Source organism: Pseudomonas sp. GW821-FHT09D08, from assembly GCF_059416305.1.
The window spans coordinates 165005-185304 of record NZ_JBWKOX010000004.1 but is presented as its reverse complement, the minus strand read 5'-3'; the positions used below and the strand labels follow the sequence as shown (position 1 = coordinate 185304).

Below are 20300 nucleotides of genomic sequence, written 5' to 3'. Positions count from 1 at the left end.
CCCGCGCCGGGCCGCGTAGCGGCCCCCACTAGTGCTCCGGCGTATCCTTATGGTTATCCAGCGTCTCCAGCAAGGCGACCTGCATCCGCGTATGCACACGGATGAACCATCGCCAGAGCACGGCCGCCACCGCCGCCGTGACCACGGCAATCAGTACCAGCAACTTGTTGGTCGGCAGAATACTGGCCGACAAGGCTGCCAATAGCACAAAGATCACCAGCAGCGACAAAATCGGGATCAGCTCCGCAATCACCCGTCGCACACGCTGGGTATGCCGCCCGGCCATTTCCGGCTTCACGCTCATCTCCGCCAGCAACATCGACAGCGCCTTGAGCTTGCGGTACGCCGCAATCAGGAACGGTAGCGACAACAGCAAGGCCCCACCCCAGATCAACGCCTTCTGCCAGCTTGGATCACTGATCCAACCTTCCAGATACCCACCAATGCGCACCGCGAAAAAGCTTCCAGCGAAGAAAATCGCGATCACCAGCGCCAGGTTCACGCCCACCTGCAGGATGATCTTGCGGATCATCGACGCCAGCATGGCGCCCTCGCCTTGCGGCTGAATACTGCGTAACCATTCGCCGTACATGCCGAACACCCGGCTCAGGCGCTTGGGCATCACGGCGGCGATCTTCAATGACAAAGGGTCGGCGCCGCGAATCAGGTACGGCGTGAGCAGCGTAGTAATCGCCGAAACGGCCACCGCCACCGGATACAGGAAGTCGCTGGTCACCTGCAAGGTCATACCCAGCGCGGCGATAATGAAGGAAAACTCGCCAATTTGTGACAGCCCCATGCCTACGCGCAGTGAGGTACGGCCGTCATTGCCGGCGATAAAGGCGCCCAGGCCGCAGGACAGCATCTTGCCCAGCACCACAGCCACGGTGATCACCGCGATCGGCCAGGCGTATTGCAGGAGGATCTGTGGGTCGATCATCAAGCCGATCGCCACAAAGAAAATCGCGCTGAACATGTCGCGAACCGGCTCGATCAGGCGCTCGATCTTAACCAATTGCCGGGACTCGGCCATGATCGCACCGATCAGAAACGCCCCCAGCACCATGCTGTACTCCAGTTTGACCACCAGCAGGCAGAAACCGAAACACAGGCCCAGCACGGTGATCAGCAGCATTTCGTTGCTTTCGAACTTGGCCACGTAGGCCAGCAGGCGCGGCACCAGCAAAATACCGATGACCAACGCGACGATCATGAACAGCGAGAGCTTGCCGACCGTGGAGAACACCTCGCCGGAACTCACCGTACCGCTGACGGCGATGCTCGAGAGCAAGGCGATGATGCCGATGCCGAGGATGTCTTCCACAATCAGCACGCCAAAAATAAGTTGGGCGAAGCGCTGGTTTTTCATCTTCAGGTCATTGAGTGCCTTCACGATGATGGTGGTGGAGGAAATCGCCAGGATCGCGCCGAGGAACAGCGAGTCCATGGTGTTCCAGTCGAACCAGCGGCCAATCTCGTAGCCGATCCAGATCATCAGGATGATTTCCAGGAAGGCTGCGATAAACGCCGTGGCCCCCACCTTGAACAGCTTGCGCAGGCTGAACTCCAGGCCCAGGCAGAACATCAGGAAGATCACCCCCAGCTCGGCGAGGGTCTTGATGGTGTCTTCGTCGTGGATCAGGCCGAACGGCGGGGTGTGCGGGCCAATGATGAAGCCGGCGACGATGTACCCCAGCACTACGGGTTGCTTGAGGCGGTGAAACAGGACGGTGACCACCCCTGCCACCAGCATGATCACGGCCAAGTCCTGGATAAAGCTGATGGCGTGCATGGCGAGGGGCTCCTTGAGGGTACTGGCGCTTTTCCCACTTCCGCACGCGCCTTTGAAAAATCGCAAAGTGCGGAAGGAAAAGTCTGCCTTGATCGTAAGAAATGCCCTGAGATGGGCTTTTGAAGGTTAACACCGCGACTTCCGCCGGAAAGCCGGTGCAATATATGGAAACAGATCGGTGAACGCGTGACGGCAAGCCGCCCACCGGCGTCCCGTAAGGGATGGCGCTGCAAAGATCCCAGCACCCGCAGAGGTGCCCCCCAACCAATGCCTACAACCCGTGAGTGTGCTATGGAACCCGGAAACGCCCAGCTGTCGATGACGGTATTGATGACCCCTGACATGGCCAACTTCTCAGGCAATGTCCACGGCGGCACCTTGCTCAAGTACCTCGACGAAGTGGCCTACGCCTGCGCGAGCCGTTATGCCGGTCGCTATGTGGTGACGCTGTCGGTGGATCAGGTGATTTTTCGCGAGCCGATCCATGTCGGCGAGCTGGTGACATTCCTTGCATCGGTCAACTACACCGGCAATACGTCGATGGAAGTGGGCATCAAGGTGGTGACCGAGAACATCCGCGAGCGCTCGGTGCGTCATACCAACAGTTGCTTCTTCACCATGGTGGCCGTGGACGACCAGCGTAAACCCGCTGCCGTGCCACCGCTGCAGCCCCATAACAGTGAAGACAAGCGCCGGTTCGTGCAGGCCCAGCAGCGCCGGCAGATCCGCCAGGAGCTTGAGAAGCGCTACCAGGAAATCAAGGCTGACGCGCTGTAAGTCCAACCAAAAAATGGGGGAGGTTTGCCCCCCCTCCCACATTGGGTTCTGTGTACTTACAGGCTGATCGGCGTCGCCTCGAAACGTACGCGAGGATGGGCGATGCGGTCCTGGGCGCGGACCAGTTCCAGCTCGTAACTGGCGCAGGCCTGGGTTTCCAGCAGCACTTCGTGCACCGCCGCGGCCGTGAACTCAAAAGCCGCCAATAGGCTGTCGCCCAACAACACCCGCGCCAGGAACAACCCCGACGTCAGGTCGCCCACGCCCACCGGCTGGCGCGGGAACGCCAGCAGCGGCCGACGCAGGTGCCAGCTGCCCTCAGCGGTTACCAGCAGCATCTCGAAACCATCCGGCAACTTGCCCGGGTAATCCAGGTGCTTGACCAGCACCGCCTTCGGGCCACGGGCCAGCAATGCCTTGGCCATGCCCAGGCAGTCGAACAGCGATTGCGGCTTGCGCCCGGCAAAGCTGTCCAGTTCCAGTTGGTTGGGGCACAGGAAGTCGGCCATGGCCGCCGCTTCATCCAGCAGGAAATCGCTGACGTCCTGCGGCACGATGCAGCCCTTTTCCGGATGGCCCATCACCGGGTCGCACAGGTACAGGGCCTTGGGGTTGATGGCCTTGATGCGCGCCACACCGGTAAGAATCGCGCGGCCCTGATCCGCACTGCCCAGGTAGCCAGACAGGATCGCATCGCAGTTGCCCAGCTCGCCGATGGCGGCAATGCCTTCCACCAACGCAGGAATCTGCTTCGGCGCCAGCACTTCGCCCGCCCACTGACCATACTGGGTATGGTTGGAGAACTGCACCGTGTTCAGCGGCCAGACGTTCACCCCGACCCGCTGCATGGGGAACACGGCGGCGCTGTTTCCGGCGTGGCCAAAGACCACATGAGACTGGATCGCAAGCAGATGAGGTGTGCGTTTCATGCAGGAGATTTCCGTAAAGCCATTGAAATTCTGGCCGCGCAGTATGCGACTAAACGCAGCCTGTACGACAGACCGACGACACAGTTAAGCTGCTCTCACTTTGTTGGAGTTTTTCGCATGCTGACCCTGGGAAACATCTTCGTGTTGATGCTGCTGGCGACCGGCGCCGCCTGGGTATGGCACAACCACGGCCTGCGAGAGCGGGCGTTGGCGCGGGTCAAGCAGCATTGCGCCAAGCTCGATATCGAATTGCTCGACGGCGCCGTGGCGTTGAAGCGCATCGGTTTTGTGAGGGATGCCAACGGTCGGCGACGTCTGGCGCGTATCTACAATTTCGAGTTCACCGTCACGGGCGAGACCCGTCACAGCGGAACCATCACGCAATTCGGCGCCCACAGCGCGCAGATCGAACTGGCGCCCTACCCGTTCGAGGTCAAGGAAGCACTGCCCAGCGCCAATGTGATCGAGCTGAGCCAATGGCGCCAGGACCACGCCACCAAGAACCGTCAGTAACGGCAGGCGGCCAGTGCAGCCTGCAACGCGGCTACGTCCTGGGGTGCACTGAAGATCAATTCGATACGTGAGTCGCGACGCCATTCGCTGGGTTGCCAGGTCAGCGGGCTGTTATCCACAGCGTTGGCCGAGATCCATCCATCACGGCTGTGGATAACCAGTTTGGCGCGGCGCCACTCAAGGGATGTCAGCCACAGGTGCAGACGCTCGGAATCGAATTGCTGGCTCGGGTGCCAGCGCCAACCGATACTCCAACCGCCCTCCTGGACCTGTCTCAGGCAGATCGGCGATGCTGGATCGCTCCAGATAGCCGGCAATTGAGCCAGCCCCTTAGGCACGGCAAAGTTATCCACAGCCGCTTCAGCCTGCGCATTCAAGCCTGGCAGTTTGCCGAGCGGCACGTGCGCCTGGCGCGTCCAATAAATATCGCGGTCGGGTAGCTGTCGTTCGACGGCCTCGCGTTGCGCAGCATCCAACCCTTCATCCTTGTTCAACACCAACAGCCCGGCACTGGCCAGCGCTTCCTGCTGCGCTGGCGGCAAGGGTTTGCCCGCTGCCAGCGCCTGGGCATCCAGTACCAACACACAGGGCTGAACCGCCAGCACCTGCTGCCACGGCGCTTCGCGCAACTGCTTGAGCAACTGTGCAGGATGGCCCAGGCCCGAGGGTTCGATAAACAACCGATCCGGCTTGGCCTTACGCAGCAACCGGCCCAGGCCGACCTGGAACGGTGCGCCATTCACACAACAAAGGCAGCCACCGGCGACTTCACCCAGGGCAATGCCATCGTCACCCAGGCTCAGCAATGCCGCGTCCAGGCCGATCTGGCCGAACTCGTTGATCAACACCGCCCAGCGCTCGTTGGCCGGGCGTTGGGCAAGCAGGTGCCTGATCAGGCTGGTCTTGCCTGCGCCCAAAGGCCCGGCAATCACGTGGGTGGGAATGTTCTGCAGCATGGGTGCCATCGTTCGGACCGTGTAGAGGGTTTGATCCTACGCGGTTACGCGAGCCAATCCAGCGTCAGAATCAATCGGCGCTCATCCGCTTTCAGCGCCGGGGAGCGATGGATGAGGCCGTGGTTTTCGTTGCCGTGCCATTTGGTGCCTTTGAGCAGGGCCACTTCACCGCACTGGATCTGTTCGATGCGCTCGCTCGGTTCGGCTTCCGGTTGGCTGAGCTTGCGGCGGTCCATCACCCCTTCGCGCAACCACTGGCTGCCGATGCCGGCGTAGGTGGTGATCAGCCGCACCGGCACATGGTCAACGTGAAAACGCGGGCACATGGCTTTATCCAGCAGCCGCAGGCGCACACCGATGCGCTTGGCGCCGAGCAGGCACGCAAAGGCGCTGACCAGCCACGACACATCGGCGATAAACCCTTCGTAGCCTTCAAGATCGCGGCAGCTGGATGCCAGACCGCACAGGTTCGGCTCGGCGTCTTCGCTGTTGAGTTCGATCACCAAGGACTCGGCCAACGGCTCATTGAGCGCCACCAGCAAAGCGCCGAACTCGGCGATATGCAACGGCAATTGGCGCTGCCACAGCGCCAGGTTCACGCCGTCTTCGAGAATATCGGACAGCGCCAGCGGGGTTTCACCACAGGTCTGGCGAACCATCGGGCGCAAGGGGATAAGCGGTGCCAGCATCAGGCGGCCTCTTCATACCAGGGACCAAACGGATCAGCCAGCAGGCGCCAACCTTCGACACCCAGGGCCAGTTCTTCATCGGTGAGCAAGCACGCGTCCAACTCGGCACGCATCCGCGCGAAGTCGATGTTCTGTCCGATAAACACCAGTTCCTGACGGCAGTCGCCGGTACTGAGCTGCCAGTTGCCCATGATGGCGGCGACGCTTTCTTCGTCCTGGGGCCATTGGCTTTTCGGCACAAAGCGCCACCAGCGTCCGGCAAACCCATGGCGCATCAAGCCACCGGCCTGGGACCAGCTGCCCGCATCCTGATGCTTGCTGGCCAGCCAGAAAAAGCCCTTGGAGCGCAGCAATTTGCCGTTGACCCAAGGCCGGTCGATAAAGTCAAAGAAGCGTTGCGGGTGGAAGGGCCGACGTGCGCGGTAAGCCGTGGAAGCAATGCCGTACTCTTCGGTTTCCGGCACATGTTCACCCCGCAGTTCCTGCAACCAGCCCGGCGCCTGCGCGGCACGTTCGAAGTCGAAGCGGCCGGTGTTGAGGATCTTGTGCAGCGGCACCTCGCCCATGACCATCGGGATGATTTCCGCCTGGGCGTTGAGACGTTCAAGGATCGCCATCAGTTCCTCGCGCTCATGGCTGCTGATCAGGTCGATCTTGCTGATCAGGATCACATCGGCGAATTCGATCTGCTCGATCAACAGGTCGGTGATCGAGCGTTCGTCTTCCTCACCGAGGGTTTCGCCCCGTGAGGCTAGGCTTTCGGCAGCCTGGTAGTCGATCAGGAAGTTCATGCCGTCGACCACGGTGACCATGGTGTCCAGGCGCGCGATGTCGGCCAGGCTTTGCTCGTTTTCATCACGGAAGGTGAAGGTTTCAGCCACCGGCAACGGCTCGGAGATACCGGTGGATTCGATCAGCAGGTAATCGAAGCGACCTTCCTTGGCGAGTTTTCCGACTTCTTCGAGCAAGTCTTCACGCAAGGTGCAGCAGATACAGCCGTTGCTCATCTCCACCAGTTTTTCTTCGGAACGGTTGAGGGTAACGTCGCGCTGCACCTCGCTGCCGTCGATGTTGATTTCGCTCATGTCGTTGACGATCACCGCCACGCGCAGGTTTTCGCGGTTGCGCAGGACGTAGTTGAGCAGCGTGCTTTTACCGGCGCCGAGAAAGCCGGACAACACGGTAACGGGGAGACGATTGGGCATCAGGTAATCCTCATCAGGGTTGGCCGGTCAAATCGCCCGTTTATGGCGTTCGCGCAGCTCTTGACGTTCTTTGGCTTCGATACACAGGGTGGCGGTGGGGCGCAGCAGCAGGCGTTGCAGGCCGATGGGCTCACCGGTTTCGCGGCACCAGCCGTATTCGCCGCGGGCCAGCAGCTCGAGGGCGTCGTCGATTTTGTCGAGGAGCTTCTTTTCCCGCTCCAGCAAGCGCAGTTGCCACTGGCGCTGTTCTTCGGCGCTGCCCACATCGGCCGGGTCGCTGTTGGGCTCCTGCTCGCGCAGCACCAGGAATTCGCCCTCGATGCGCGCTTGCAGTTCATGGCGCTGAGTCAGCAACAGTTCGCGGAAAAAGCCTTGCTGGGCTTCATTCATGTAGTCGGCGGGCGGTTGGGCCAGCAGGTCTTGTTCGGTCATGGGGAGCGGTTCACGGGTCAGGCTGTGCTTTTATGTTATAGTATAACAATACAAATAAGCCAATCCCCCTTGCTCGTTACGACGAAGGGCGCAATGCTTGAACACTTACCAGCCCCCGAGACCCCTTATGAAATACCTGGTGTGCGCCCTGTTACTGGCAGTCGCGGGGCCTGCCTGTGCCCAAGCGCCAAGCTTGCTGGCCACGTGCACGCGTAGCGCCAACCTGTTGGCCTGTGTGGACCCCCTGGGCAATGCCTACAGCGTGGCAACGGTGGGCACCACCACGTATTTGCGTGGTTTCGAGGTGATCGGGAAACGTTATTGGGCACAAACCAACAGCCGCTACGGGCAACTGACGTTCTTTACCGGCCTGGCGTCGGACGGGGAGGCATGGGTCGGCTACACGCGGCGGGTGGGCTGGACCACGATCAACCGGTTTTCCAGCTCCGGGGGCGCCACTGCCAAATTCACGTGCAGCCGAATTACCGGCTGTTAGGCCTGAGCATTCTTCTGTTCCTGGACCCAGGCCATGTAGCTGTTCATCGGCGGGTTCTTCTGGAAGTAATTTTTCAGACCTTCGAACAAACCGTCCGCAACTGCTTGTTGATGGCGCGCCGTCACCAGGCGCTGGGCGTCCTGGGCATTGGAGATAAAGCCGGTCTCCACCAGGATCGACGGCACGTCCGGTGACTTGAGCACCGCGAACCCCGCCTGTTCCACACGCTTCTGATGCAGGCTGGTGATGCTTTGCAGGCTCCCCAGCACCGAGCTGCCCAGTTGCAGGCTGGAGGCGATGGTGGCGTTCATCGACATATCAAGAATCACCCCGGCCAGCATCGGGTCCTTATCCTTGAGATTGAGCAACGTGGTGGCGCCCAGCAAATCCGCGCCGTTTTCGCGCTGGGCCATAAAGCGCGCCGTGGCCGAGGTCGCGCCGCCCTCCGACAGCGCATACACCGAGGCGCCCGAGGCCGTGAGCCGTGGCGCGGCATCGGCATGCACCGAGATGAACATATCGGCCTTGTGCTGACGGGCGATGTCCACGCGCTTGCGCAGCGGCACAAAGAAGTCGTCGTTACGCACCAGTTTCACGTCAAAACCCTTTTCGCGCTTCAAGCGCTTGGCCAGCAGTTGGGCGATAGACAACACCACGTCTTTTTCGCGCTGGCCCTTGGACCCGACAGCGCCGGGGTCTTTGCCGCCGTGGCCGGGGTCGACCACCACGATAATGTCGCGCTTGGGGTGCGCCTTGTTCACCGCGGCCACCAAGGGCACCGCCTCAGCCGCGATTTGACGCGGTGCACGGGTGGCGCTGGTCAGGTCCAGCACCAGGCGATGCCCCTGCCCGTCCTGAGGCGGCAATACAAAGCTGTTGAGCTGCATCGGCGCGGCCAGGTCGAGCACGATGCGCGTATCCGCCTTGCCGAAGTGCCCCGAGCGAATCGAGGTGATCCCGCTGTTCTTCAGCTCAAGTTGAGAAAAGTCACCACTGAGACCCGCGCCGCTCAGGTCGATGATCAGGCGTTCCGGAGCAGTCAGGGAGAAGGTCTTGTATTGCACTGGACCGCTAAGGTCGAACACCAGGCGCAGCTTGTCGTCCGAGCGCCACAAGCGTGCATTGCGGATCTGGGTCGCGTGGGCGGCGAACGGCAAAGCAAACAAAGGGCTGGCCAGGAGCAGATTGAGGAGCTGACGTCTGTGCATGACAAATACCGCAAATGGAGGAGCGTCCGTACTCCACATGAGTGAAAAAAGGCCGGGGCAGAAAATTCATCGTCGACTCTATTGTTATACTATAACATGTCGAATTATTTCCAACGATGGACCTGCTTATGAATGCGCTGACTCTGCCGGATATTGCCGCGCAGGCTTCACGCCAAGCCTTGCCACTCGACTGGGTGGGCATGTGCGGCATCGCCCTGCCGATCCTCATTGACGGCCAACGCCTGAGCGCCAGCGCCGATGCCGGCGTCAGCCTGGACGACGGCACCGCCCGTGGCATTCATATGTCACGCCTGTACCTGGCACTGGAGATGCTCGAACAGCAGCCCGTTACGCCTGCACTTCTGCGCAATGTACTGCAGCGGTTTCTCGACAGTCATGAAGATTTATCTAAGAACGCCTACCTGCGTCTGCACACGAATTTGCTGCTGAAACGCCCAGCACTGGTCAGCCCACTGGCCGGCTGGAAGGCCTACCCGGTGAGCATCGAAGCGCGCCTGGAAAACCAGATGTTCCACGTGGAACTAAAAATTGACGTTACCTATTCTTCAACCTGCCCCTGTTCCGCCGCCCTCGCCAGGCAGTTGATTCAGCAGCAATTTCTCCAAGACTTCGGTAACACGCCGTTGCAGCATGAAGACGTGCTGTCCTGGCTCGGCAGCGCCAACGGTATCGTCGCCACACCCCACAGCCAGCGCAGCAGCGCGCAGTTGCACGTGCACCTGCAAGGCGAGCATCTGGCGCTGACCGAGCTGATCAACGCTGCCGAAGCCGCCCTCGGCACCGCCGTACAAACCGCCGTAAAACGCGCGGACGAACAAGCCTTCGCCTTGGCCAACGGGCAGAACCTGATGTTCTGCGAAGACGCCGCCCGCCGCCTTAACCTCGCCTTGAAACGCTCGGATGCCGTCAAAGCCTTCCACCTCAAAGTGATCCACGCCGAAAGCCTGCACGCGCACGATGCCGTGGCTGAAAGCCGCTGGACGAGAAACCCTGCATGATCACCTGCACCGCTTTACGCTGGGGCGCCCCTGGCCAACCGCTCACTCCCGCCGTGGATTTCACCCTGGAAAAAGGCAGCCTCACCGGCGTGATCGGCCCCAACGGCTGCGGCAAAAGCAGCCTGCTCAAAGTCATCGCCGGCTTGCAAAAACCGTTGGCGGGCAAAGTGACCGTGGATGTTCCACGCCGAGGTGGCCTGTCGTTCCTGCCCCAGCAACAGCACCTTGATCGTCAGTTCCCCATCAGCCTGCAAGAACTGGTCGCCGCCGGTTTCTGGGGCACGCGCCTCACCCCGCAGCAAAGAAGCGAGCGCCTGCAAAAAGTGTTGGAAGACTGGTGCCTCAGTGGCCTGGAACAGCGCCCACTGATGGCGTTGTCAGGCGGCCAACTACAACGCGCATTGCTCGCTCGCATGAGCCTTGCCGAGTCGCCAGTGTTACTGCTTGACGAGCCCCATGCCGCTCTGGACGAAGAAGGCCAGGCGCTGTGCTGGAGCCATATCCACGCCTGGCACGCCGAAGGCCGGACGTTGGTGGTGGTGTGCCATGACTTGGCTTCCGTACGCCAACACACCCAACAAGTGGTGCAGATCAAAAGCAGCGGCTGCGTGTTCGGTTCCAGCAAAGAGTTGATCCGCCCGCAGCCGCACATGCAGGTGGCCTGATGCACTTCACCGCCCATCTGTGGATGCCCTTCCTCGACTTCGTCTTCATGCGTCGCGCCCTGATCGGCGGTCTGGTGCTCGCCTGCAGCACCGCCCCGCTCGGCGTATTTCTGATCCTGCGCCGCATGAGCCTGATCGGTGACGCCGTCGCCCACGGCATATTGCCCGGCGCCGCTCTGGGCTTCTGGTTCGCGGGCTTGAGCCTGCCCGCGCTGACCATCGGCGGCCTGGGCATGGCCGGCCTGTCGGCGTGGATCACCCGCCGCACCGGCCTGCGCGAAGATGCCAGCCTGGCGGCCATCTACCCCATCTCCCTCGCCGCCGGCGTGTTGATCCTGGGGCTGGCCGGCAAGCGCCTGGACCTGCTGCACCTGCTGTTCGGCTCGGCCCTGGCCGTCGACGAAACTACCCTGACCGGCATGCTCTGGGTTTCCGGGTTCAGCCTGATCGCCATGGCGCTGATCTACAAACCGCTGCTGCTGGACACCCTCGACCCGCTGTTCCTGCAAACCGTCAGCCGCCTTGGCCCACTGGCCCACGGCTTGTTCCTGACCCTGGTGGTCCTGAACCTGGTGATTGGCTTCCAGGCCATCGGCGCCTTGATGGTGGTGGGTTTGATGATGCTGCCGGCCATCGCTTCACGCTTCTGGAGTCGGCGCCTGCCGGTGTTGATCGCGGTATCGGCGGTGCTGGGATGCCTGTCGGTGTGGTTGGGTTTATTGCTGTCGTTCTACTTCTCGCTGCCCAGCGGCCCGGCGATTGTGCTGGTGGCTGGCGGCGGGTACCTGCTGTCCGTGGTCTTCGGTCCGGTGCACGGCTTGCTGCGCCGCCCGCCTTTGCTTACATCCCAATGAGGTGTTTCCCGATGCGCGCTCTACTCGTGCTGTTCAGTCTGCTGCTGCCGTTGTCGATGGCCCAGGCCGCCGACAAACTCCAGGTGGTTACCAGCTTCAGTATTCTCGATGACATCACCCACCAGATCGGTGGCGATCACATCCAGATCAGCAACATGGTCGGCCCCGACGCCGATGCCCATACCTACGAACCCACCCCGGACGACGCCAAGGCGCTGCTCAAGGCCAAGCTGATCATCAAGAACGGCCTGGGCTTCGAGCCGTGGCTGGACCGTCTGGTGACCAGCACCGAAACCAAGGCCACGGTGGTCACCGCCAGCAAAGGTGTGATTTCCCACACCATGGAGGAAGACGGCGAAACCATCCCCGACCCGCACGCCTGGCACAACCTGGCCAACGCCGAAATCTATGTGAACAACATCACCAAGGCGCTGGTGGCTGCCGACCCGGCCAACAAGGCCGACTACCTGCGCAACAGCCAGGCCTACCTGAAAGAAATCTACCGCCTGCTGGCCGAAGCCAAGACCAAGTTCGGCGCGCTGCCACCGGGTAACCGTCGCATCGTCACTTCCCATGATGCCTTCGGTTACCTGGGCCAGGCCTATGGCATCCAGTTCCTGGCGCCGCAAGGCCTGTCCACCGAACGTGAACCTTCGGCCGCCGAAGTCGCCGCGCTCATCACCCAGATCCGCAAGGACAAGGTCAAGGCCGTATTCATGGAAAACATCAAGGACTCGCGCCTGCTCAAGCAGATCGCCGATGAAAGCGGCGCGCAGATTGGCGGCACGCTGTACTCCGACGCCCTGGCCGCAGAAGGGCCGGCGAGCACCTTCACCGGGCTGTTCGAGTACAACCTCAACACCCTGTGCGCAGCATTGAGCAAGCCATGACCCTGAGCATGCTCGAACTGGAAGGGGCTGCCGTCGGCAGCCGCTTTCCACTCGCCGCCGTGCTCGACGCCCTGCCGTGGAACAGCGACGGCCTGATCGCCGCCATCGCCCAGCAACACGGCAGCGGCGAAGTGCTGATGCTGGCCTGGATGAATCGCCAGGCCCTCAACGAAACACTGGCTACCGGGCAGGTTTGTTATTGGTCGCGCTCGCGCCGACAGCTGTGGCGCAAAGGCGAAAGCTCCGGCTACTGGCAACAGTTGGTGGAAGCGCGCCTGGATTGTGATGGCGACGCAGTACTGCTGATCGTCGACCAGCAAGGCCCGGCCTGCCACACCGGCCGCCCCACCTGTTTCTACAACGCCATCGACGGCGCCTACGTTCACATCATGACGGAGCCAGTTGCATGATCCGCAAGAACCCTTCCGGCGATCTGCCGGTGATTGCCGAATCGGCCTACGTCGACAAGACCGCGATCATCTGCGGCAAAGTCATCATCGGCGAGAACGTGTTTGTCGGCCCCTACGCCGTGATCCGCGCCGACGAAGTCGACGCCGGCGGCGCCATGGACCCGATCACCATCGGCGCCAATTCCAACATCCAGGACGGCGTGGTCATCCACTCCAAGTCCGGCGCCGCCGTGACCATCGGCGAATTCACATCCATCGCCCACCGCTCCATCGTCCACGGCCCCTGCACCGTCGGCGACCGGGTGTTCATCGGTTTCAACAGCGTACTGTTCAACTGCGCCGTCGGCGATGGCTGCGTGGTACGCCATAACTCGGTGGTCGACGGCCGTGATTTGCCCGCCGCCTTCTACGTGCCCTCCACCACCCGCATCGGGCCGAATACCGACCTGTCGCAATTCCCGCCGGTGAGTGTCAGCGCCTCGGAGTTTTCCGAAGACGTGGCACGTACCAACGTCGACCTGGTGCGCGGTTACAAAGCCCTGCAAAACGAGTTCTGAGCCATGAGCCGCCTGCTGATCCGCAACGCCCGCCTGGTGAACGAAGGCGAGGAATTCGACGCCGACGTGCTGGTTGCCAATGGCCGTATCGAAAAGATCGCCAGCAGCATCGGCGGGAACGCCGCGCCCGTGTCCATCGACGCCCAAGGCCAGTGGTTGCTGCCGGGCATGATTGACGACCAGGTGCACTTTCGCGACCCCGGCGCGCCGGACAAGGGCAACTTCTACAGCGAATCCCGCGCAGCGGTAGCCGGCGGCATCACCAGCGTTATGGACATGCCCAACACCAACCCGGCCACGCTGAACCTGGAAGCCCTGGCCGATAAAAAGCGCCGCGCGGCCCTGCACTCGGTGGCCAACTACGGCTTTCACTTCGGGGTCAGCAACGACAACCTCGACACCGTCGCCGCCCTCGACCCGCGCGAAGTGGCCGGGGTCAAAGTGTTCATGGGCGCCTCTACCGGCAATATGCTGGTGGACGACCCACGTGTCCTGGAACGGCTATTTGCCGAAGTACCGACCATTCTGCTGGCCCACTGCGAACACACGCCGAGCATCCAAGCCAACGAGCAGCGCATGCGTGAGCGCTTTGGTGACATGATCCCCGCCGTCGCCCACCCGCTGATCCGCGATGCCGAAGCCTGCTATCGCTCATCCTCCTTCGCGGTGGAACTGGCCAAGCGTCACGGCACGCGCCTGCATGTACTGCACCTGACCAGCGCCCGCGAGTTGGCATTGTTCGAAGACAAACCCTTGGCGCAAAAACGCATTACCGCTGAAGTCTGCGTGCACCACCTGCTGTTCGATGACCGTGACTATCACCGCCTCGGCCACCAGATCAAATGCAACCCGGCGATCAAGACCCGCGCCGACCGCGACGCCCTGCGCCTGGCCTTGCTGAGTGATCGTCTGGATGTAATAGGCACTGACCATGCGCCGCATACCTGGGCGCAAAAACAGTTGGGGTATCGTGAAGCGCCCGCGGGTCTGCCCCTGGTGCAACACGCGCTGCCGGCGTTGTTGGAGTTGGTGGCCGATGGGCTGCTGCCCCTGACCACCCTGGTGGCCAAGACCAGCCACCGTGTCGCCGACCTGTTTGCCATCCCCGACCGGGGTTATCTGCGTGAAGGGTATTGGGCCGACCTGGTGCTGATCAAACCGGAGCCCGAAGGAAAACCGGTCAGGGACGAGCCGATTCTTGCCCGCTGCGGCTGGACGCCGTTCGCCGAACGCAGCTTTCGCCACAGCGTGAGCACCACCCTGGTCTCCGGCCACCTGGCCTGGCACAACGGCCAGGTGGTCGACAGCTGCCAGGGTTTACCGCTGCATTTTCTAAGGTAGGCGCGAGCTTGCTCGCGAAGAGCGTTAACGATAACGCGGGGGACCTGACACCCGGTGGCGCTCTCCGGTTTTTCGCGAGCAAGCTCGCTCCTACAGGTTAAGCACGAGGCTTGACCGTGCCGCAATCGGTGCCCAGCCATTGGGCGTGGGTATCCAGGCTGCCCTTCTGTTGAACGCCGGTGGCATTGAAGGTGCCGTTGACGGTGGTGGTGAATTCTTTCTGGCTCTGGAAGGTAGCGACGCCGGTGCCCTGGGCTTTCGGGCAACTGAAACGGAATTTCCACTGGTTACCGGTCTTGTCGGTCACTTCCTGTTTGCAGCCCGATTGCGGGTCGGTCAGGGGGATCGAATCAGAGGCGACTTGTGCCGGGGTGAGGCACACCTGCACGCCTTTGCCGGCCATGGTGATGCCTTGTTTTTCCAGCATGGCGCGCTGTTCGGGGGTCATCTGTTGCTTGAGCTGACCGAGGATCAGCGACAGGTCCGGCAGGTCCTGGTTATCGACTTTCATATTGCTGGTGGTCAATTCCCACAAGCCCGGCGCCAGCATCTGCGCCTGCGCTGCCAGCGGCAACGACAAACCTACAACCATGGCCAAACCAAGCAGACGAGCATTCATCGGGTAACTCCTGGGCAATTGTGGGCGTTAGACGCCGCAAAAGTGCCAGTGTTGCACGGCAAATAAAATAGCGACATTCGCAGCCGTTCATGGTCTGTTAAGCATTGGATTGTCTGGAGTACCGTCGTCCATGGATTTCTTTGGCCCGCACCTGCTCGCCTACTTCATCGCCACGCTGCACTTGCTCGGGACTCTCGCCGCGATCCACGCGGTGCTGACCGTCAGGACCGCCCAAGGCTCGATCGCCTGGGCCCTGTCACTGATGTTCATGCCCTATCTCACCTTGATCCCCTACCTGATCTTTGGCCGCAGCACCTTCGACGCGTATATCCAGGCCCGTCGCCAGGCCAACCAGGAAATGCACACCGCGATCACCGAGCTGAACTGGCGCCCCTGGGTCGAGGAGGCTCTCGCCGCGCGCAACTCCAGTGCCTACGCGTCGTTGCGCGCCATGCCCAAGCTGGGCCGCATGCCGTGCCTGGCAAACAATGAAGTGCACTTGCTGATCAACGGCGAGGCCACTTTCAGTGCAATCTTCGACGCCATTCGCAATGCCAAAACCGCCGTGCTGTTCCAGTTCTTCATCATTCATGACGATGAACTCGGTCGTCAGTTACAGGCGCTGTTGAAGGAAAAGGCTGCCCAAGGCGTGGGCATCTACGTCATGTACGACCGAATCGGCAGCCACGCCCTGCCCCATCAGTACGTGCAATCGCTGCGCGACGCCGGGGTGCAGGTCAAGGCGTTCGCCACCCGCAGCGGTTGGCTCAACCGTTTCCAGGTCAACTTCCGCAACCACCGCAAGATCGTGGTGGTGGACGGTGTCACCGGGTTTGTCGGTGGGCACAATGTGGGCGATGAATACCTGGGCAAAAAACCGCCATTGGCGCCATGGCGCGATACCCATGTGCAAGTTACCGGCCCGGTGGTGGCGTGTTTGCAGGAGTCGTTTGCCGAGGACTGGTTCTGGGCCGCGCGCGAGCTGCCGCCGCTGATCCTGCCGGACGCCTACCCCGAAGACGGCGTGCTCTGCCAATTGCTCGCCAGCGGCCCGGCCGATCCCTATGAAACCTGTTCGCTGTTTTTCGTCGAGGCCATCCATGCGGCCACCGAGCGCGTGTGGATCACCAGCCCATATTTCATCCCCGACGAAGCGGTGTTCGCCGCCCTGCGCCTGGCGGTCCTGCGGGGCGTGGACGTGCGCCTGTTGCTGCCATCGCGGCCCGACCACCGCATCGTGTATGCCGCGTCCAGCCTGTATGCGATCGAAGCGGTGCGCGCTGGTGTCCGGGTATTCCGCTACACACCGGGCTTTCTGCATCAGAAGGTGGTGCTGGTGGACAACGAGATCAGCGCCATCGGCAGTGCGAACATGGACAACCGTTCATTCCGGCTGAATTTCGAAGTGATGTTGCTGACGGTCGACGAAGCCTTCGCCAAACAGGTGGAACAGATGCTGCTGGACGACTTCGCCCAGGCCCATGAAGTGAGCCAGGAAGAAAGCCGCGAGACCCGCCGCCTGCAGCAACTGGGCATGCGGGTGGCGCGCTTGATCTCACCGATTCTCTAACGGCCGATGCGGTAAAAAATGTGGGAGGGAGCAAGCCCCCTCCCACATTTGGATCTCCACCTTTCTGGAACATCAGCTCAGCGATAAATGTCTTCCCGCGTCCACGGCAGTTCATGGCTGCCATCCGCGTGAGGCTTCACCGCGAGGATCTGGTGCAGGTTGATCCAGCCCCGCGCAAACGCATAAGCACACCCGGCCAGGTACAGCCGCCAGATGCGCAACGCCTGCTCCGGCACCAGCTTCGCCGCCGCTTCCAGGTTGTCTTCCAGGCGCTCGCTCCAATGGTCCAGGGTGCGCGCGTAATGCAGGCGCAGGCTTTCGACGTCGACCACTTCCAGCCCGACTTCGCTGATCTCGGCAGTCATCATCGCCAGGTGCGGCAGTTCGCCGTTGGGGAACACATAACGCTCGATAAACTCCCCGGCGCCACGGCCCACGGGCCGGCCGTCGGTATGCTTGGCTGTAATGCCATGGTTCATCACCAGGCCGCCTTCGCGCACGGCACCAAACAGGGTCTTGCAGTATTGCGCCAGGTTGGCGTGGCCGACGTGCTCGAACATGCCCACGCTCACCACTTTGTCGAAGCGACCATCCTGGGGCAGATCGCGGTAGTCGAGCAGTTGCAGGTCGATCTGGTCTTCCAGGCCCTCGGCTTTCACCCGCTCCTTGGCCAATGCCAGCTGTTCCTTGCTCAGGGTGATACCAAACACTTTCACCCCAAACTCCCGCGCCGCAAAACGCGCCAGCCCGCCCCAGCCACAGCCTACGTCGAGCAGGTACTCGCCGGGCTGCAAGCGCAGTTTGCGGCACAGGTGGCGGAATTTGTCTTGCTGGGCCTGGTCGATGGATTCGCTGCCGGTTTCGAAATAACCGCAGGAGTACGCCATGTCCTGGTCCAGCCATAGCTGGTAGAACGCGTTGGACAGGTCGTAATGGTAGGAAATCGCGGCGGCGTCGGTGACCTTGTCATGGATCGAGCGCACCGGGAGACTCCCGGCCTCATCCTCGACCAAGGCATGACTCAGCTCATCACACACCCGGATCACTTCACTGATGGAACCTTCCAGCTCCAGTTTGCCCTCGACAAAGGCTTCGCCCAACGAGTCGAGCGTGGGGTGGGACAGTTTGGGCACGACCGTGGGGTCCTTCACCACGATGGTCACACTGGGCTCGGGGCCCAAGTTGAATTCATGGCCATCCCAGAGTCGAAGACGCAGCGGCAGCTGTAGATTCTGTAAGGCCGGTGGAAGTTGCGCGAGCATGAGTAGTCCCCCCTTGTTTCAGACGTCTGGAATGAGGGTAGACCATCCCGAGAAAAAGTAGGAGGCTATCGATTTGATAGCGTTCTTCTATGGGGCTCGGCGCTGGAGCAAACCGTCCTGGATCCACTGTTTCAGCCATGTCACCGCTTGCAGTGGTGCACCCTCTCCATAAGTGACTGCCAGTTGCGCACACAGTTCTGCGAAGCGCCAACCGGTCGTCACCATCCCCGCCAGCGCAAACGCCTCGGCCGGTTCCAGGCTGCGATAACGGCACACATTCTGATAGCGCCATACCAGGCAGATCTGTGCGAAGTCCAAGGTGTGACTGTCGGGGAAATCCGCGCCATCCTTGCTGGCACGCCAGATGGCCACGGTGTTGAAGTGGCAAAGTCGCTGCTGTACGGATGGTGTCAGGGAGACCTGCAAACCGGGCCAATCCTCGGGCGGCAGCACCGCCATATCATCCTGGGTCAGCGGCTCACCCTGCGGCGCATCGAACGCCAGGGTGAAGGCCCACTCCAACTGGGCCAGTTCAACCAGCGGCGCACTTTGCTCGGCCACCAGGTGCTCGCGGATAAACACCGGAAACCGTTCCCCCAGCCAGCGCAGGCTGTAGTGGGACGACGGATAGCGACGCACATAGGCTTGCGTCAGCAGCGCAAACTCATCATCCCCCAGCCAATACCGGATGGCGCTGAAGTCGTGCCGTAACACCTCCTGCAGCCGTGCCAGATAAGCGTTGTGGTAGATCGCCAGGCCGGTGTCTACATCCAGCGTCGGCCCACCCAATAACGTGGCGGCAAAGCCATTGGTGGTATCTGGCGTCTGCGCTGACAAGTGCTGTTCAAAGGCCAACTGCCAGTCGGTCAGGCGCATAACGACCTCCGGGCCAAGGCTGCGGCGCCCAGCTTGCGGGCCTTTTCCAGCTCGGTGAGGAGCTCTTCGAACGGCGGGAAATGGTCATCGCGCTCCAACAGCGTCGAGACCGGGCCCAAATGCTCCAGGGTCTGTTGATACAACGCCCACACCGGGTCGCACACCGGATGGTCGTGGGTATCAACCACGTAGTCGCCGTAATCCATATGCCCTGCAAGATGCAGTTGGCGGATGCTGTCGGGCGGCAGGTTGCGGATAAAGGTCCAGGCATCGAAGCCATGGTTGCGCGCACTGACATACACATTGTTAACGTCCAGTAGCAACTGGCAGCCCGACAGGTGGGCCAGGGCATTGAGGAATTCCCATTCGGTGAATTCATCCGCCTTGGCACGCACATAACTGGAGACGTTTTCCAGCACCAGCGGGCGCTGCAACACATCCTGCACTTGGCGAACGCGAGCAGCTACGTAGTAGAGGCTTTCTTCGGTGTAAGGCAGGGGCAGCAGGTCATGCAACTGGTGCGCGCTGCCACGGCTCCAGCACAAATGATCGGAAATCCACGCGGGCTGGATGCGCTCCGCGAGCTGCTTGAGGTGTTTCAGGTAGTCCATGTCGACGGGGTGGGGGCCGCCGATGGACAGGGACACACCGTGCATCACCAACGGGTAACGCTCGGCTATCGCATCCAGGTAGTACAAGGCTTTACCGCCCAGCACCAGATAGTTCTCGGAGATCACTTCGAACCAATCCACGGCCGGCGCTTGTTCAAGGATCTGCTGGTAGTACTCACTGCGTAAACCCAGGCCGTAACCCAGACTTGGAAGGGACGCGGACATGACTCGCTCCTGGGCAAAGTGTCCGCAGCGGTGGGGGCTGCCGCTGCGGTTGTTTGCCGGTTATTCGCCGACTTTGCCGCCCGCTGCGTCACAGGCGGCTTTGGTCATGGCCTTGAAGCCGTGGCCCTTACACACCGCCTGGCCTTTGCAGGCGTTTTCAGCGGTTTTGCAGTCGTTCATGCCTTTGCAGGACGTCACGCCGTAGCAATGCACTTGCGCATCGGCGGCTTGTACCTGGGTCGCAACACCAGCAAACATGGTGGCGGCAGCCATCGCCAGGGCAGCACCAGCAGCAGCGGATTTAATCTTCATTCTCGTATTCCTCATGATCGGTAGTGGCGTCGGTCTGAACGGATTGCCCAGTCTCGACACAGCACTAGAGTGAGGCCCCTTATCGGCGTTAC

Annotated in this window: 23 protein-coding genes and 1 pseudogene; 12 read left to right on the top strand and 12 right to left on the bottom strand. The window is 61.5% G+C overall.

What is annotated here, in order from left to right; all coding sequences use genetic code 11:
- Positions 1–28: 28 nt before the first annotated feature.
- Positions 29–1792, bottom strand: coding sequence for a cation:proton antiporter (locus AC07OP_RS09860; RefSeq protein WP_027608216.1), 1764 nt, complete (start codon positions 1790–1792; stop codon positions 29–31).
- 291 nt (positions 1793–2083) lie between these two features.
- On the opposite strand from AC07OP_RS09860, the gene AC07OP_RS09855 reads away from it, so the two are divergent.
- A complete protein-coding gene (locus AC07OP_RS09855; RefSeq protein ID WP_003177014.1) occupies positions 2084–2569 on the top strand; it encodes an acyl-CoA thioesterase in 486 nt (161 codons plus the stop codon).
- 56 nt (positions 2570–2625) lie between these two features.
- Here the strand turns inward: AC07OP_RS09855 and pdxY are convergent, their stop codons facing one another.
- Positions 2626–3498, bottom strand: a complete 873-nt coding sequence (pdxY, locus tag AC07OP_RS09850) for a pyridoxal kinase PdxY (protein WP_368963532.1) — start codon at positions 3496–3498, stop codon at positions 2626–2628.
- A gap of 117 nt (positions 3499–3615) precedes the next feature.
- On the opposite strand from pdxY, the gene AC07OP_RS09845 reads away from it, so the two are divergent.
- Complete coding sequence (locus AC07OP_RS09845; protein WP_027608214.1) at positions 3616–4011, top strand: DUF3301 domain-containing protein; 396 nt, start codon at positions 3616–3618, stop codon at positions 4009–4011.
- Here the strand turns inward: AC07OP_RS09845 and AC07OP_RS09840 are convergent.
- The 4 genes from AC07OP_RS09840 to dksA are packed head-to-tail and all read right to left on the bottom strand — an operon-like array spanning position 4005 to position 7293.
- A complete protein-coding gene (locus tag AC07OP_RS09840) occupies positions 4005–4967 on the bottom strand; it encodes a CobW family GTP-binding protein (RefSeq protein WP_495100786.1) in 963 nt (320 codons plus the stop codon). The two genes, AC07OP_RS09845 and AC07OP_RS09840, sit on opposite strands and share 7 nt — an antisense overlap.
- 44 nt (positions 4968–5011) lie before the next feature.
- A complete protein-coding gene (locus tag AC07OP_RS09835; protein ID WP_495100785.1) occupies positions 5012–5656 on the bottom strand; it encodes a DUF1826 domain-containing protein in 645 nt (214 codons plus the stop codon).
- On the bottom strand, positions 5656–6861 hold the full coding sequence (zigA, locus tag AC07OP_RS09830; RefSeq protein ID WP_027608211.1) for a zinc metallochaperone GTPase ZigA: 1206 nt from the start codon (positions 6859–6861) through the stop codon (positions 5656–5658). Before zigA ends, AC07OP_RS09835 begins: the two co-directional genes overlap by 1 nt.
- A 27-nt stretch (positions 6862–6888) precedes the next feature.
- On the bottom strand, positions 6889–7293 hold the full coding sequence (gene dksA / locus AC07OP_RS09825; protein WP_065937939.1) for an RNA polymerase-binding protein DksA: 405 nt from the start codon (positions 7291–7293) through the stop codon (positions 6889–6891).
- Between the two features lie 127 nt (positions 7294–7420).
- Between dksA and AC07OP_RS09820 the strand changes: the two genes are divergently transcribed.
- Positions 7421–7789, top strand: a complete 369-nt coding sequence (locus AC07OP_RS09820) for a hypothetical protein (RefSeq protein ID WP_027608209.1) — start codon at positions 7421–7423, stop codon at positions 7787–7789.
- On the opposite strand, the gene AC07OP_RS09815 is transcribed toward AC07OP_RS09820, so the two are convergent.
- Positions 7786–8997 carry an N-acetylmuramoyl-L-alanine amidase gene (locus AC07OP_RS09815; protein ID WP_027608208.1) on the bottom strand — a complete coding sequence of 404 codons (1212 nt, stop codon included), beginning with the start codon at positions 8995–8997 and terminating at the stop codon, positions 7786–7788. The two genes, AC07OP_RS09820 and AC07OP_RS09815, sit on opposite strands and share 4 nt — an antisense overlap.
- Positions 8998–9125: 128 nt before the next feature.
- Between AC07OP_RS09815 and folE2 the strand changes: the two genes are divergently transcribed.
- From folE2 to AC07OP_RS09775, 8 genes and pseudogenes are all read left to right on the top strand, one after another.
- Positions 9126–10016, top strand: coding sequence for a GTP cyclohydrolase FolE2 (gene folE2 / locus AC07OP_RS09810; protein ID WP_495100784.1), 891 nt, complete (start codon positions 9126–9128; stop codon positions 10014–10016).
- Positions 10013–10681 (top strand): metal ABC transporter ATP-binding protein, encoded by a 669-nt coding sequence (locus tag AC07OP_RS09805; protein WP_027608206.1) that lies wholly within the window; start codon positions 10013–10015, stop codon positions 10679–10681. Before folE2 ends, AC07OP_RS09805 begins: the two co-directional genes overlap by 4 nt.
- A complete protein-coding gene (locus AC07OP_RS09800; RefSeq protein WP_495100783.1) occupies positions 10681–11535 on the top strand; it encodes a metal ABC transporter permease in 855 nt (284 codons plus the stop codon). The genes AC07OP_RS09805 and AC07OP_RS09800 overlap by 1 nt, the downstream gene beginning before the upstream one ends.
- Positions 11536–11546: 11 nt before the next feature.
- Positions 11547–12425, top strand: a complete 879-nt coding sequence (locus AC07OP_RS09795; RefSeq protein ID WP_108573487.1) for a metal ABC transporter substrate-binding protein — start codon at positions 11547–11549, stop codon at positions 12423–12425.
- Positions 12422–12835 carry a phosphoribosyl-AMP cyclohydrolase gene (gene hisI / locus AC07OP_RS09790; protein ID WP_495100782.1) on the top strand — a complete coding sequence of 138 codons (414 nt, stop codon included), beginning with the start codon at positions 12422–12424 and terminating at the stop codon, positions 12833–12835. The genes AC07OP_RS09795 and hisI overlap by 4 nt, the downstream gene beginning before the upstream one ends.
- A complete protein-coding gene (locus tag AC07OP_RS09785; RefSeq protein WP_027608202.1) occupies positions 12832–13392 on the top strand; it encodes a gamma carbonic anhydrase family protein in 561 nt (186 codons plus the stop codon). The genes hisI and AC07OP_RS09785 overlap by 4 nt, the downstream gene beginning before the upstream one ends.
- 3 nt (positions 13393–13395) lie before the next feature.
- Positions 13396–14733: a dihydroorotase gene (locus AC07OP_RS09780; RefSeq protein WP_115485423.1), complete on the top strand. Its 1338-nt coding sequence runs from the start codon at positions 13396–13398 to the stop codon at positions 14731–14733.
- Positions 14734–14741: 8 nt separating this feature from the next.
- A pseudogene (locus tag AC07OP_RS09775) lies at positions 14742–14828 on the top strand (outer membrane lipoprotein carrier protein LolA); the annotation flags it as partial.
- 2 nt (positions 14829–14830) lie between these two features.
- On the opposite strand, the gene AC07OP_RS09770 reads toward AC07OP_RS09775, so the two are convergent.
- Positions 14831–15352 carry a DUF3617 domain-containing protein gene (locus AC07OP_RS09770; protein ID WP_027608200.1) on the bottom strand — a complete coding sequence of 174 codons (522 nt, stop codon included), beginning with the start codon at positions 15350–15352 and terminating at the stop codon, positions 14831–14833.
- 130 nt (positions 15353–15482) lie between these two features.
- Here AC07OP_RS09770 and cls point away from each other — a divergent pair, with 130 nt between their 5' ends.
- Positions 15483–16922 carry a cardiolipin synthase gene (gene cls / locus AC07OP_RS09765; RefSeq protein WP_108573491.1) on the top strand — a complete coding sequence of 480 codons (1440 nt, stop codon included), beginning with the start codon at positions 15483–15485 and terminating at the stop codon, positions 16920–16922.
- A 77-nt stretch (positions 16923–16999) separates the two neighbouring features.
- Here the strand turns inward: cls and cfaB are convergent, their stop codons facing one another.
- From cfaB to bufA2, 4 genes are all read right to left on the bottom strand, one after another.
- Positions 17000–18184, bottom strand: a complete 1185-nt coding sequence (gene cfaB, locus AC07OP_RS09760; RefSeq protein WP_141156346.1) for a C17 cyclopropane fatty acid synthase CfaB — start codon at positions 18182–18184, stop codon at positions 17000–17002.
- A gap of 87 nt (positions 18185–18271) precedes the next feature.
- Positions 18272–19060, bottom strand: coding sequence for an HvfC/BufC family peptide modification chaperone (locus tag AC07OP_RS09755; protein WP_495100781.1), 789 nt, complete (start codon positions 19058–19060; stop codon positions 18272–18274).
- Positions 19051–19896 carry an MNIO family bufferin maturase gene (gene bufB, locus AC07OP_RS09750; RefSeq protein ID WP_495100780.1) on the bottom strand — a complete coding sequence of 282 codons (846 nt, stop codon included), beginning with the start codon at positions 19894–19896 and terminating at the stop codon, positions 19051–19053. Before bufB ends, AC07OP_RS09755 begins: the two co-directional genes overlap by 10 nt.
- 60 nt (positions 19897–19956) lie before the next feature.
- Positions 19957–20208, bottom strand: a complete 252-nt coding sequence (gene bufA2, locus AC07OP_RS09745) for a BufA2 family periplasmic bufferin-type metallophore (protein ID WP_027608195.1) — start codon at positions 20206–20208, stop codon at positions 19957–19959.
- Positions 20209–20300 lie beyond the last annotated feature (92 nt).